The 13106-nt window shown below is 55.5% G+C and carries 12 protein-coding genes and 1 pseudogene; 6 read left to right on the top strand and 7 right to left on the bottom strand.

All coding sequences use genetic code 11. The features are described 5' to 3' along the window. The 4 genes from FCN15_RS13120 to FCN15_RS13105 form a co-directional block, all read right to left on the bottom strand. A partial coding sequence (locus FCN15_RS13120; RefSeq protein ID WP_138495436.1) for a DEAD/DEAH box helicase occupies positions 1-1414 on the bottom strand: 1414 nt, incomplete at its 3' end. Positions 1415-1616: 202 nt separating this feature from the next. Next, positions 1617-2444 carry a uroporphyrinogen-III synthase gene (locus FCN15_RS13115; RefSeq protein ID WP_138495435.1) on the bottom strand — a complete coding sequence of 276 codons (828 nt, stop codon included), beginning with the start codon at positions 2442-2444 and terminating at the stop codon, positions 1617-1619. 51 nt (positions 2445-2495) lie between these two features. Continuing rightward, positions 2496-3299 carry a winged helix-turn-helix transcriptional regulator gene (locus FCN15_RS13110; RefSeq protein WP_238996676.1) on the bottom strand — a complete coding sequence of 268 codons (804 nt, stop codon included), beginning with the start codon at positions 3297-3299 and terminating at the stop codon, positions 2496-2498. Next, the gene (locus FCN15_RS13105; RefSeq protein ID WP_138495434.1) at positions 3275-3670 is read right to left on the bottom strand and encodes a Fur family transcriptional regulator; all 396 of its coding nucleotides are present in this window, start codon (positions 3668-3670) and stop codon (positions 3275-3277) included. The genes FCN15_RS13110 and FCN15_RS13105 overlap by 25 nt, the downstream gene beginning before the upstream one ends. A gap of 299 nt (positions 3671-3969) precedes the next feature. Here FCN15_RS13105 and FCN15_RS13100 point away from each other — a divergent pair, with 299 nt between their 5' ends. The 4 genes from FCN15_RS13100 to FCN15_RS13085 all read left to right on the top strand — a co-directional run bounded on the left by FCN15_RS13100 (position 3970) and on the right by FCN15_RS13085 (position 7804). Then, positions 3970-5532 carry an FAD-dependent oxidoreductase gene (locus FCN15_RS13100; protein WP_138495433.1) on the top strand — a complete coding sequence of 521 codons (1563 nt, stop codon included), beginning with the start codon at positions 3970-3972 and terminating at the stop codon, positions 5530-5532. Positions 5533-5806: 274 nt separating this feature from the next. After that, on the top strand, positions 5807-6133 hold the full coding sequence (locus tag FCN15_RS13095) for a PadR family transcriptional regulator (RefSeq protein ID WP_138495432.1): 327 nt from the start codon (positions 5807-5809) through the stop codon (positions 6131-6133). After that, positions 6130-6867, top strand: a complete 738-nt coding sequence (locus FCN15_RS13090) for a DUF1700 domain-containing protein (RefSeq protein WP_138495431.1) — start codon at positions 6130-6132, stop codon at positions 6865-6867. The genes FCN15_RS13095 and FCN15_RS13090 overlap by 4 nt, the downstream gene beginning before the upstream one ends. Continuing rightward, positions 6860-7804 (top strand): DUF4097 family beta strand repeat-containing protein, encoded by a 945-nt coding sequence (locus FCN15_RS13085; protein WP_138495430.1) that lies wholly within the window; start codon positions 6860-6862, stop codon positions 7802-7804. Before FCN15_RS13090 ends, FCN15_RS13085 begins: the two co-directional genes overlap by 8 nt. Before the next feature lie 115 nt (positions 7805-7919). On the opposite strand, the gene FCN15_RS13080 is transcribed toward FCN15_RS13085, so the two are convergent. After that, positions 7920-8333 carry a hypothetical protein gene (locus FCN15_RS13080; RefSeq protein ID WP_238996675.1) on the bottom strand — a complete coding sequence of 138 codons (414 nt, stop codon included), beginning with the start codon at positions 8331-8333 and terminating at the stop codon, positions 7920-7922. Positions 8334-8669: 336 nt separating this feature from the next. On the opposite strand from FCN15_RS13080, the gene FCN15_RS13075 reads away from it, so the two are divergent. After that, positions 8670-9365, top strand: a complete 696-nt coding sequence (locus FCN15_RS13075; protein WP_138495428.1) for a DNA-3-methyladenine glycosylase family protein — start codon at positions 8670-8672, stop codon at positions 9363-9365. Positions 9366-9480: 115 nt separating this feature from the next. Here FCN15_RS13075 and FCN15_RS13070 read toward each other — a convergent pair whose 3' ends face one another. After that, positions 9481-11712, bottom strand: coding sequence for an MMPL family transporter (locus tag FCN15_RS13070; protein WP_138495427.1), 2232 nt, complete (start codon positions 11710-11712; stop codon positions 9481-9483). Between the two features lie 294 nt (positions 11713-12006). Here FCN15_RS13070 and FCN15_RS13065 point away from each other — a divergent pair, with 294 nt between their 5' ends. Further along, positions 12007-12672, top strand: coding sequence for a hypothetical protein (locus FCN15_RS13065; RefSeq protein WP_238996674.1), 666 nt, complete (start codon positions 12007-12009; stop codon positions 12670-12672). 217 nt (positions 12673-12889) lie between these two features. Here the strand turns inward: FCN15_RS13065 and FCN15_RS19655 are convergent. Further along, positions 12890-13078: pseudogene (locus FCN15_RS19655) on the bottom strand (tetratricopeptide repeat protein); the annotation flags it as partial. Between the last annotated feature and the right edge of the window lie 28 nt (positions 13079-13106).

Below are 13106 nucleotides of genomic sequence, written 5' to 3'. Positions count from 1 at the left end.
GGGATTTGCCGCGGCCTCCACGGGAGCCGCCGCGGGAGTCCTGGCGTCCGCCGCGCCCGCCGGCGGACGGTCTGCCTTCGCCGCTGCGTTTGCCGCTACGGCTGGTGCTTCCGCCGCCGCTGCCTCCGCGGCCGGCGGCAGTGCCCTGGCGGCCGGTTCCCCGGCGGCCGCCAGACTGCGCGGAGCGGTCTCCCGAGCCGCCTTTGGAACGGCGGCTCTCGGCGCGTGCTCCGCGCCCGGTTTCGCCGGCTTGGCCCGCCCCTGCGGCCGCGCCGGCTTTCTCGATGAGGCCGGACTGGGCCTCATAGCGCTGGCGCGGAAGCTTGATGCCGAGCGAGCGCTCAATATCGCGCAGCTCCGGCAGATCCTTCGGCGCCACAAAGGTAATGGCCAGTCCTTTGCCGCCGGCACGGCCTGTCCGGCCGATGCGGTGCACGTAATATTCGACTTCCTGCGGAATGTCGTAATTGTAAACGTGCGTGACCCCTTCCACGTCAATACCGCGCGCCGCAACATCGGTCGCTACCAGCAGCTGCAGCTTCGCGCTGCGGAAGGACCGCATCACCTGCTCGCGTTTGGCCTGGGACAAATCGCCGTGCAGCTCGTCGGAAGCGTAGCCTCTCTCCTGCAGCGCTTCATTCAGCGTTTTGGCGCGGCGCTTGGTCCGGCAGAAGACTACCGCCAGATAAGGGCGGTCGCGTTCAATCATCGCCACCAGCGCATCCTGCTTGTTGCGGTCCGTACATTCAATGGCCAGCTGGCGGATATTTTCAATCGGAATATCTTTATCCGATGAGATCCGCACATCGCGCGGGCTGTTCAGCATATTCTTGGCCAGTCTCCGCACGCCGTCCGGCATCGTAGCCGAGAACAGCATGCTCTGGCGGCGGCGCGGAATGGAGCGGATGATCGCATCGACCTCCTGCAGGAAGCCCATGTGCAGCATCTGATCCGCCTCATCCAGCACCAGCATCGTCACTCCGCCAAGGGAGAGCGATTCGCGCCGCATATGATCCAGCAGCCGTCCCGGCGTGCCGATCACCAGATGGCTGCCGCCCTTAAGCTTGCGCAGCTGCTGCTCCACATCCTGCCCGCCGTAAGCAGCCAGGATATTAACGCCCGGCTTGGCCGCAGCGAGCTTCTTCGCCTCCGATGTCACCTGAATCGCCAGTTCACGGGTAGGCAGGATGACTAGAGCCTGCGGATGATTCTTGTTCGGATTGATCTTCTCCAGAATCGGCAGCAGAAAAGCCAGCGTCTTCCCCGTGCCCGTCTGCGCCTGGGCGATGACATCCTCGCCGGCCAGCAGCAGCGGCAGCGCTGCTTCCTGAACCGGAGTCGGCACGACAATCCCCTGCTTCTTCAATATTTCATTTATTTCGGGAGCAAGCCCGAATTGTTCAAAAGTTGACAATACATTCACCTCATTGTGGACTGGACCTTCGGGTCCGTACCGCCATTGTAACAAGGAATGCCCCAAATCTAAAGGCGGATGCGGATTTCCGCCCGTTTATTTGCATCCAGGCAAAAGAAAATCCTGACATCTTGTCATGTCAGGATCACCGCTTTCGTTCAGGCACTGGCCTTCATCGGTCCGTTGCCTGGCCGGGCATTCTTCAGCTTCCGCTTCCGCTTCCTGCGTAAAACTTGGCCAGCTCCACCATCATGCTGCCCATCCGTTCTTCCTGGGGAGCGACAACCCGGTTCAGCCCGGCCTCAATCAGGCCCTGGGCCGTCATTTTGCCGACCGACACTGCAACTACCGGTCCTTCCAAGGCAGCAAGCAGCGCCTCTGATCTGCCCGAGCGGGCCGCGTATTCCAGCAGAAAGCGCACCTGCGGAGCGCTTGTGAAGGTGACCGCATCGACCTGGCCGCTCAGTATATCGTCAAGCAGCTGCTCCAGCTGCTCCTCCGGCGGCGCAATATGCCGGTAAGGAAGCAGCTCCAGAATCTGCGCCCCCTCCTGACCGAGCCAGCTTACCAGGCGCGGCGCGGCATCCCCGTGAAGCTGAAGCATCACGCCTTGACCTGCCAGCGGCTGCCCCAAAGCAGCCCAGGAACGGACAAGGCCGTCTGTACTTCCGTCATCGTCGCGGACGGCGGGAAGGAGGTTTCTTTTTCGAAGGGCATTCACCGTTTTGTAACCCCGGGCCGCAATTTTGGACTGCTCCAGCAGCTGCTGCATGTCCTCTGCCGCCCCCAGCTCCTCTGCCGCAGTAAACAAAGCTTCAAGCCCCATTCCGGTCGTAAAGACTGCCCATTCGGGACGTTCGGCAAGCCAGGTTCTGATTCCCTCTTTCAGCGCTTCATCATCCAGAAACACGGTTCCCTGCGCCGGACGCAGCAGCACCGTTCCCCCCATATTCTCCACCAGCCTGCCGAGCTCCTCGGCGCGTCTCGGGCCCGTCAGGGCAATCCGTTTGCCTGCAAGTCTTCCTCCCATGAATGCTATTCCCCCTATATATAGATCGGCTATATAGATCCGGCGGTTCTGTTAATCGGCCAACCGGTATCCGACGCCCCGGACAGTAGCGATATAATCCGGCGATGCCGCGCGGTCTCCAAGCTTCTTGCGCAGACTTTTGATATGGACATCAACCACATTGCTGCCGCCCAGAAAGGTCGTGCCCCAGACCGCCGACAGAAGATCCTCGCGGGTCATTACGCTGCCTTCGCTCTCCAGGAGCTGCACAAACAGATCGTATTCCGTCTTGGTCAGGTCAATCTGCTCACCCTGGCGGTACACCGCCATCTTCTTGCGGTCGATCCACAGGTCTTTAAAAATCGCAGGCGAAGTGCCCGCAAGCAGCCGGGAAGCGACCGGACGCTTACCCTCCGAGCTGCGGATAATCCGCTGGGCATGGTAGACAAGCTCCTGCGGGCGGCAGGGCCATACCAGCAGCTCCTTGCGCTTGAAGTCCTCATCCAGGCGGCCGAGCATCTCTTCCTTGATCAGATATAAAATAGGCACTCCGCCCGTATCCACCGCTCCAAGCGAGCGGAACGCCGCCGAATCCTGTTCCCGGTAGCGGGTCAGGTCGAAGATCAGCAGGTCGGCCGACAGCGCATTGCGGATCCCCTCTTCACGGTGGTGGAACACCATCACATCAAAGCAGCCTTCCGAGAGATCACGGACCAGCTCATAGATGCCGCCCGGAACCGGGCTGACAACGATGACTCTCTGGGTAACCGGACAGGCTTCCACAAACGGCATCAGATCGTCTTCAGCAGGGACACTTCCTGCAGGGATACTTCCCGCATAGGCACTTCCCATCAGTTTGTTCTCTTCTTCAAACACTGCGGACACATCCCTCCGAAGACTACATGCGCATGGTGCACATCATAGCCGGTTTCTTGAGCAACTTCTTTCCTCCAGTCCTCCGGAACGGAGGACATCACTTCATCTACACGTCCGCAGGCTTCGCAGATAATATGCTGGTGTTCGTCCAGCTTCGCGTCGTAACGGCTTGCAGCTTCGCCAAGCTTCAGTTCGCGGATTAATTCTTTATCCGTCAAATATCTCAGAGAGTTATAAACCGTACCATAAGCAAAGTTATAGCCTTGCTCGACAAGCCGGTTCATGACCTCCGCAGCAGTAGGGTGATCTTCAGAATTTCTTACAATATCATAAACGGCTTTGCGTTGAGTGGTTAAATTCAGGGCTTTCATGGCCATCTTCATCCTTCAATTTGATTTTAGAATAAGTATAAATCCTAATCTATAATTCGTCAATTTTCAGATCTTATTTTGTTACGCTCTAACTCTGCCTGATTTATACAGAGCTTGTACAGCCGGGCGGGCGGCCTCTCCTGCCGGGTCACCGTTTCTTTTTTCAGGCGGGTGGTAATAATTGAAATATTGAACTGAAATAGATGGAACTGAACAAGATTGAACTGAAATAGATTAACCGAAAAAAATGAATCTGTAAGGCGTCAAATCGCTTACCAAATATAAGGAGGAAGATAAAGATGGCAAGCAGCGATACCCCGCAATCCCGTTTATTACCTCAATTTCCACAATCGTTATGGAAGCATACGACCGAACTGCCTTTGTTCCCGCGGCTGCAGGGCGAAACCAGCGTGGATGTGGCGATCGTCGGCGGCGGCATTACCGGCCTTACAACGGCCTATCTGCTCATGAAGGAAGGCCTGCAGGTGGCGGTTCTGGAAATGGGCACCCTGCTGCACGGAACCACAGGCCATACAACAGCAAAGATTACGTCCCAGCACGGGCTAATCTATGACGAGCTGACCGGCCATTTCGGGGAAGCGCAGGCGAAGCTGTATTATGAAGCAAACGAGGAGGCGCTCGGGTTCATGCGCAGTTTGGCGCAGGAGCATCAAATTGACTGCAGCATGACCGAGGAGGCCGCCTATCTGTTTGCCGAATCCGACCAGGAACTGAAGAAGCTTGAGAAGGAATGGAAGGCCTACCAGAAGCTTGGGCTGCCTGGAGAATGGCTGGAGACGGTGCCGCTGCCCATGGCGGTCAAAGGGGCGATCAAGCTGCCGGGGCAGGCGCGGTTCCACCCTCTGCACTACCTGAAGTTCATGATCGAAGAGCTGCAGAAGGGCGGCGCCGCCATTTATGAGCATACGATGGTGGACGCCAAGGTAGAGAAGGTGAACGGCAGACTGAAGCTGCAGACGGAGCAGGGAGCTTCCATCACCTGCAACTACGCGGTGTCCGCCTCCCATTTTCCGTTCTATGACGGGGGCGCCATGTATTTTTCCAGACTTCATGCCGAAAGATCCTATGTGACAGCCATCCAGCCGGAAACCTCCTTCGAGGGCGGCATGTACATCAGCTGCGGCAATCCGAAGCACTCGCTGAGAGCCGCCGAATGGGAAGGCAAAACGCTGGTGCTGGTCGGCGGAGAAGGCCACAAGACAGGCAAATCCGACTGCACGATCTCCCGTTACGAGGCGCTGGAGCAGTATGGGGCGTCGCTGTTTGGCGCCAAGAGCATCCCGTTCCGCTGGTCCGCCCAGGACCTGTTCACGCTTGACCGGGTCCCTTATATCGGACAGGCTACGAACGATGATCCGCATATTCTGATCGCAACCGGCTTTGCCAAATGGGGCATGTCGTCCGGGACCCTCGCGGCCCTGATGCTCCGCGATCGGATCATGAAGCGGGACAACCGCTATGAAGACCTGTACACGCCGCAGCGGTTCAAAGCCGACCCTGGCATCAAGACCTTCATCGTCCAGAATGCGGAAGTTGCGAAGGATCTGGTGGCAGGCAAGGTTGGACTCGTTCACCGGAAGGCCGAGGAGCTGGCCAACGACGAAGGAGCGGTGGTGAAGCATCTCGGCAAACGCGCCGGCGCTTACAAGGATCACCAGGGCCGCCTTTATCTCGTGGACACGACCTGCACCCATATGGGCTGCGAGGTGGACTGGAATGAGGGCGAACGCTCCTGGGACTGCCCTTGCCACGGCTCGCGGTTCAACTATAAGGGAGAAGTCATTGAAGGTCCGGCTACCAAGCCGCTGACCCCTCTTTCCCAAACGCAGGACAAGGCTTGAGGATGTCTGCTTGTTCCTTTTCTCCTCGCTGGCAAAAATATTCAAACAACCCCGGTTCGCCTTCTTATCCAGGCTGCCGGGGTTATTTTTTGTGCTTGTTAATGAAGAGTCCGTCTAGAGGCGGAGAACTAAAGCCCGATTTTTGGAAAAGGAGGGAAAGACTGCTTGCGCAGCTCAGCAGCGTGTGTTATTTTATCATCAGTATTAAATATTATTCAGTACCTAGTTAACCCACAAACTTTACCTAACTTGTTCATTAAATGAGGGATGCCGCTTGGATATCAATATCCAGTTTAAAAAGGGCGCGCTGGAGCTCTGTGCGCTCGCGCTCATCCGGCAGCAGGACCGCTATGGATATGAGCTGGCCCAGCTTGTCTCCGAGCATATCGAGGTCGCTGAAGGAGCGCTTTATCCGCTGCTGCGCCGGCTTGTGAAGGAAGGCTACTGCATGACCTATCTGCAGGAATCCAGTGAAGGACCGCCGCGCAAGTATTACCGGATTACTCCCGAGGGGGAAGCCCATACCGGCTGGCTCATTGAGGAGTGGGAGAAGTTCATATCCGGCGTCAACAGATTAATCCAGAAAGGAATTCAGTCATGATGAAGACTAAAGACCAGTTTCTTGTGAGGTTGGAATCCGAGCTGGCTCCCCTTCCCCCCGAGGAGCGCGAGGAGCTTATGGAGGACTACAGGTCCCACTTTATGTTCGGCCTGCAAAACGGTAAAACCGAGGAGGAAATCGCCGGCGAGCTCGGCGATCCGCGTGAAATTGCCCAAGAAGCCCTTCACCAGCGCTCCGGCAGCAGCACCGTGAACGCAGGCGGCGCGACGGACCCTGTCTTTTGGTATTACGGCCAGGAGCCCCGGATTGATTCTGCGGCAGCGCAAGGGGGCGGCAAGGGCGGCGGCGCTTATCCCGGTACTTATTCCAGTGCTTATTCGGGTGCCAATTTCGGCACTTCCCCCGGCTCCCGCCATCCGGAACCGGAGGCCCGCCGGCGGAGCGCAGCCGTTTGGGTTTGTGCGGCCGCAGGTTTATTTTTCCTGAATATTGTGATGATCCCGGTGCTGCTTGCTTTATGGTCAGCCGTTATCGGGATTGCCGCAGGCGGTGTGGGCGGCGTGCTGAGTCCGGTTGCACTTCTGCTTGATTATTGGAACACGGGGACCTATTTCCCTGCAAAAGGATTTGCCTCAATGAGTTTGGCCGGGTGCGGCATTCTGCTGCTGATTCTGACGAAGTTGTCAGCTGGAGCGCTCTATAAACTGTCAGCTAATTATGCCGGATGGAATATCCGGGCGATGAGAGGGAGAGGGAGAGCGAAGCATGACTAAGAAGTGGTCATTATTGGCTGTAGCGCTGATTATTATCGGGATTGCCGGAATGGCTTACCAGCATTTCAGGTTTGGCGAGCCGCTTAAAGACTATCAGGAGCGCTGGGATTTAAGTGCGGAGCAGCTGCAGAACCTGAGCATAAATGGCGGCTTTGACACGGACGTGAGCTTTATCTCCAGTCAGGACGGGAGCGGCTATGTGGAAATCAGCGGCAGGTTTAAACAAAAGGTCATAGATAAGCTTAACCAGACAAAAACTGACGCTGACGGCCTGAAGCTGGACATGAGCGTCACTTCGTTTGAATTCTTTGCCCTAGATTTCAGCTCCCCGCAGGCCAAAATTACCGTTGCAGTTCCAGACGGCCAGCAGCCCGCTCAGTTCCAGTTCAGCCTCGGCTCAGGCGACAGCACCATTCAGGGACTAAGGGCAGACCATGCAGATTTAAAAATGTTATCCGGCAACTTGTCCGTCACGGACGCCAAGGCAGACCAGCTGAGCCTCCATTCCTCTTCGGGGAATGTCTCGCTGGCTCAAATTGAAGCTCCGGTCACACTTAACATGAGTTCAGGCAACCTTTCACTTAATCAGATCAGCGGAGAAGGATCTTATTCGCTGAGCTCGGGCAATCTCAAAGGCACCGGCGTTACCGGCGGGGTCAAGATCAAGATTTCTTCTGGCAATGTTACGCTGAATGATTTTACCGGAACCGGGCAGATCGAATCCTTCTCCGGCAATGTAACGCTGAACAGTCAGCGTTCGGATGACTTGGACATCACCTCCTATTCCGGCAACGTCAAGCTTGCGCGTGATGCGGCTTTTCAGGGATTCTATGACCTTCAGGCGAGCTCGGGAAGCATCCATGCCCCTGATTCTCCGCAGCAGACCAACGATGTGATCAAGGTCCGTACGACATCAGGCAATATTACGATTAAGTAGCGGGAGAATCCCCATTCACTATCAGCGCCATGAGCCCCCGGAAGCACCCGGGAACGCAAAGAAGCCTGCTTGAGCTCCTTCTCAAGCAGGCTTCTCTAACGACATAAACAGGGCCTCAGGCGATGCCCTCCGCTACCGCGTCCCGGTAAGCTTTAAGGGAGAAATAAATCATGGTATCCAGCAGGCCCGATTCTACTTCCGGCAGAATGGTCCGGGCGAAGTTCCAGGCATTTTCTTCAATCTGCAGCGCAATCAGATTAAATTCCCTGTCCGACGGGCATTCATCCAGCCGCTCCGACAGCAGCTCCAGTTCAGGATCCTGCGCATGTCCCAGCTCATGGGCGGCAATGATCTTCAGCACCTCATCGGTGTATTCCGCCGAACCAAAAATATTGACTGCCTGAATCCGGATTTCTTCTAAGTATAAAGTAACGGAATGGTCATTCATTGTGTATTTGCCGCCAACGTTGCGGCCGCCGGGAAACCGTGACTTCAGCTTCAGCTTAACCGTGCTGCCCGACCGTTCCAATAACGGCTTTATTATTTGTCTTGCTGCTGTTTTGTTCAAATGCAATCCCCTGATTTCTTTTTTTGAGTAAGGTTTATTATACCTGATTGCATCTGACATTTAAACCCAAACCTGTTTATTACCCAGTTAAAATTGACATTAAACAGCTTTAGGGCACAAAATGTTCAAAAAAGCTGATTTGCTTGTTTGGGCCGGGTTTGGGCCGGGTTTGGGCCGGGTTTGGGGCGGGTTTGAGCCGGGTTTGGGCCGGGCCAAACCGCTTAGAGCAGGCCTGCTGCAGCCGAAGTGGAGAGGAACGAATATACGTAAAAAAGTCTGGTCACAGGAGAGTTGGATATGACTGCAAACAATACGAACAATACAAGCGATACGCAGTGGAATCTGCACTCTGGGGAGCCGCGGATTCAGGCGCTGTCCGGCGCCGATCCCCGACTCGGGGCGCTCATCGCGCGGCTGGGGGTGCTGACGGTCACACTGGACCGGGACCCGTTTGAGGCGCTGGCCCGCTCCATTATCAGCCAGCAGATTTCGGTGAAAGCTGCGGCAACCATCCGCGAGCGCGTCAGGCTGCTGGCGGGCGGCTTTACAGCGGAGGCGCTGCTGACGCAGGAGGACGAGGCGCTGCGGGGCGCCGGGCTGTCGGCGTCCAAGCTGTCCTACCTCCGCGACCTGAGCGGAAAGGTGCTGTCCGGGGAGCTGGATTTCGCAGCCTTCCCGGATATGGACGACGAGGCGGTCATTGCCGCCTTAACGTCGGTGAAGGGCATCGGCCGGTGGACGGCCGAGATGTTTCTCATTTTCGCGCTGGGCCGGGAAAATGTAGTGTCACTGGGCGACGCCGGTCTCCAGCGGGCGGCGCAGTGGCTGTATGGGCTTGAGCCGAGAAAGGACAAGAAATATCTGCAGCAGCTCCTCCACCGCTGGCCGCCTTACGGCTCGATCGTCTCCCTGTATTTATGGGAAGCCATCAATCAGGGGCTGGTCGATTCGGGGAAAAGCCTGGACGAGCACCTCCAGGAGCCGCAGTCCTGACAATAAATAATCCGCACCCTATATGCCTTATCTCCAGCCGGCTGTCTGCCGGTCTGGAGGGGCACTTTGGGGTGCGGATTTTTTTTGCGGGAATTCTTGTTCAGAGATTGAATAGTTATTTGGACACCTGCGCACCTGCATGGTCCTGCGCACTCTCTTTGACTTCCGCATGCCTGCCGGGCCAGAAAGCGAACCGCCCCAGCAGCACGGTAATCGCCGGCACGAGGAACGGGCGCACCAGGAAGGTGTCGAGCAGCACGCCGACGGCGGTAATAATGCCGAACTGAACCAGCACCTGAATCGGCAGGCTCGCCAGCACCGCAAACGTTCCGGCCAGAATGATGCCGGCGGACGTGATAACGGAGCCGGTTTCGCTGACGCCTTCGCGGATGGCGTCTTTCAGCGGCATGATTTTTCTCTTCTCCCAAATGCTTGAGATCATAAAGATGTTGTAGTCCTCACCCAGCGCCACCAGGAACACGAACGCATAGAGCGGAATCGCCCCCTGGATCGCATCCGCCCCGAGGCCGTAGTGAATGATGATCCAGCCCAGCCCGAGCGCGGAGAAATAGGACAGGATGACGGTTGCGACGAGATAAACGGTAGCCACAATCGACCGCAGATACAGCAGAAGCAGCAGCGTTATCAGGCCGATGACAACCGGAATAATGACCGAATTGTCCCGGTTTCCGGTCTCCCTCGTGTCGTACTGGGTTGCGGTCTGCCCGCTGATCCACACCTTATCCTCCACGTCCGTGATGCCCGCGGATTGAAGGGACTTCTCAGCCGCCTCGCGAAGGTCAGGAATATGGTCCATCGCTTCCTGCGAATACGGGTTCATGGTGAACTGGAGGCTGTAGGACTGCAGCTGCTTGTTCCCCGCCCCCTGCTGGGCATCCGAAACTTCAGATACGTAATCCAGACCTTTTAACGCATCTGCAAGGTCCGTTTCTTTACCTTCACTGTCCACGATCAGCTGAACCGGAGCCAGCTCACCGGGCGTAAACTTGCTGCCGATCAGCTCATATCCCTCTCTGGAAGCCATATCCTTAGGGAAGGAGGACAGCAGGTCATAAGTAAATTTAATCTGCGTGGAAAAAGACGCCAGAGCCCCGAGCAGCACCACGGTAACGCCGAGGATCAGCCAAGGCTTGCGCACAACCGCCCGCCCGATCAGCTGTTTGGACTGCTTCTGAACCGGGGCCGGTTTGCCCTTGGACGCGGCGCGTTCGGCCGCCATCTCCGGAGTCCGCGGCACGAACGGCCAGAACGAACCTCTGCCGAGTACAGCCAGCAGCGCCGGAACCAGCGTCAGGCTGGCGATGCCCATAATCAGAATTGAGACGCTGAACGGAACGGCGAAACGCTGATAGGTTCCGTATTTGGCCAGGAGCAGCGTCAGCAGGGCCAGCACGACGGTAAAGCCGCTCATGGCAATCGCACCGGAGGAGCCTGTAATCGCCCCAAGCAGGGCCCGGCCTTTGCTCCGTTCTTCATGGAGCAGCTGTCTGAACCGGGAGATCAGGAACAGGCAGTAGTCCGTCCCCGCCCCGAACAGCAGCACCGTCATAATCGAAATCGCCTGCGAATCTGCGGTGATCCAGCCATTGTGGGCCATGACGCCCAGAATCGGGCTTGTGACCAGGTAAGCAAAGCCGACCGCGACGATTGGAATGAACGCCAGAATCGGCGAGCGGTAAATCAGGAGCAGGATAACCAGCACCAGAATGACTGTGGACATCATCAGCGAGAAATCCGCGTTCTGGAACAATCCGGTGGCATCAACCGATATTCCGGCCGGCCCGGTAACCCGTGCGGACAAGTCGTCTGCCGTGGTCTTCTGCGCAAAAGGATCTGTCCCAAACTCCTTCTCTGCCAGCTGCTTGAACTGGTCCAGGCTGTCCTTCAGGGCAGCCGTTTCCGCCGACTTCTCGAACAGCACCGTCGACACCAGCGTGCTGCCGTCCTCGGACAGCTGCGCCTTCAGCGCCTGAAGCGGCATCTGGTCAAGCGGCACGACAAATACCTGCTCCGGCAGAGGTGAAGCGGTGAGCTCCGCCGAAAGCTTTTGAATATGGCCTAAATCCTCATCAGTAAGTCCGCCTTCCCTATGCCAGACAAACAAAGCCGGCACGCCTTTGCCCGAAGGAAACTCCTTGGCGACCAACGCTTCTGCCTGCACCGACGGCGAGCTGTCCGGCAGGTTGGCGGCATTATTAACCTCTTCCTTGTTGATGCCTGGCAGCAGCAAATTGAGCACGACAGCCGCGATAACCCATACGGACAGCGTAATCCATCTGCCCCGTTTGCCCGCTAACGAAGCGGCAAATCCCCATTTTGATTTCATTTCCGTTCTCCTCACTGTTTGGTGATAAGAAATATAACCCGCCTCATCGTAAAATGAACCACGGGTCATTTTAAGTTCATTATACCGCTACGTCCGGCGCTTGCCAAGAATGCTTTAACTGCGAGAAGAGAATAAAGTTGTAATCTGGCAATGCTTTAAGCAGCAAACAGGCAGGATAGCTGAATCGTTTTCAAGAATAATTCCATTAAAGCTGATGCAACAGCTGTGCGATAAGAGAGCATTTTAATCACCAGGAACACGGCTTTGCAATAATAGAAGAAAGGGTGTGGATTCATGGAAGTAAATGTGTTAGAGCGTTTGCCAAATCCAATAATCTTAAACAAGCTCATGAAAATCCAAGCAGCCCTAAATATGATCCTTTGCCGGGATGAATGGCTTCGTTATCATAGCTTTGTTCAGGATTGGGCTGAGGGTGTTAGTATGGCGAAGATAGACAATGGAGCAGGTGATCATCTCATTATGTTGTTCTCCCCGGAAGGCGCCATCCTGAAAGGTTTCGATCATGAATCTGGATTAAGCCCGCATGCGCAAGATGAATATAAAGTATGGCAAGGGATTTATGATGACGTTCCAAAGGATTTATTATCTTTGCTTGATAATGATGCAATTGAACAAGACGATGTGACTTTTTGTATTTGGCGCACAAGCAATGACCCGAAATGGCACAAGGGAAACGTTGAGATTCCAGAAGGTGAAAGCGATGGTTCTGACTTTTTACTGGGCTGTATATTCGATACGCCAGAGGATTTTGCAGAATTTGCAGCAGGTTATTTTGAATGTTCGCCCTCATTAGATGTTGTGGCACAAATATACAATAATTTCTCCATTACGGATTCCCCTATTACGGAAGAAATGATCCATATTCTGAATCCCGACTGTGATGCCAAGGAAGTTCTTCAAGAATTAGAGTTATCAGGCTTAAGAGGCAGTTTACATTAACAATCTGTATAGGAAAGGATGAACAGCAAAATGGAAAAAACTTATTGTGCATACATTCATGACCTTGGATGGCGTTATTCAATCTCCCGGGTCGCCTGATGAAGACCGTGCTGGGGGATTTGGCTATGGCAGTTGGCAGCAACCGTATACAGTTCCGGAGTTCTATTGCGCTACCAACTTGCAGGTAAACCGTCATTCGGCAGCATGTGAACGAAGCTTAAGTTATTAATTTTGTCTCCAGAAACTCAAGATACTTGGGGTCGTCCTCCATAAAAATCTCAATACCGGCGCCCATGTAAGCCCGGGTTAGCTCGTCAGCTGCCTGCTCAAAGTTGTCCTGCTCCTCATAATATAACTGCCCCAGCCGAAGATGAATATACGGATAACCCAGCCCCTTCGGGCACTCGGAATAAGTGGATTCTGAGAGCTGCAGC

Origin of the sequence: Paenibacillus pinistramenti (assembly GCF_005869875.1) — a bacterium.
GTDB classification, from domain to species: domain Bacteria; phylum Bacillota; class Bacilli; order Paenibacillales; family Paenibacillaceae; genus Fontibacillus; species Fontibacillus pinistramenti.
The sequence above is the reverse complement of the archived record's forward strand: the minus strand, read 5'-3'. Positions and strand labels throughout refer to the sequence as shown.

Coding starts and splice junctions, on each gene's coding strand:
- FCN15_RS13115 (WP_138495435.1), bottom strand. CDS start 2,444: ATGGGAGGAAGACTTGCAGGCAAACGGATTGCCCTGACGGGCCCGAGA.
- FCN15_RS13105 (WP_138495434.1), bottom strand. CDS start 3,670: ATGAAAGCCCTGAATTTAACCACTCAACGCAAAGCCGTTTATGATATT.
- FCN15_RS13100 (WP_138495433.1), top strand. CDS start 3,970: ATGGCAAGCAGCGATACCCCGCAATCCCGTTTATTACCTCAATTTCCA.
- FCN15_RS13090 (WP_138495431.1), top strand. CDS start 6,130: ATGATGAAGACTAAAGACCAGTTTCTTGTGAGGTTGGAATCCGAGCTG.
- FCN15_RS13085 (WP_138495430.1), top strand. CDS start 6,860: ATGACTAAGAAGTGGTCATTATTGGCTGTAGCGCTGATTATTATCGGG.
- FCN15_RS13075 (WP_138495428.1), top strand. CDS start 8,670: ATGACTGCAAACAATACGAACAATACAAGCGATACGCAGTGGAATCTG.
- FCN15_RS13070 (WP_138495427.1), bottom strand. CDS start 11,712: ATGAAATCAAAATGGGGATTTGCCGCTTCGTTAGCGGGCAAACGGGGC.
- FCN15_RS13065 (WP_238996674.1), top strand. CDS start 12,007: ATGGAAGTAAATGTGTTAGAGCGTTTGCCAAATCCAATAATCTTAAAC.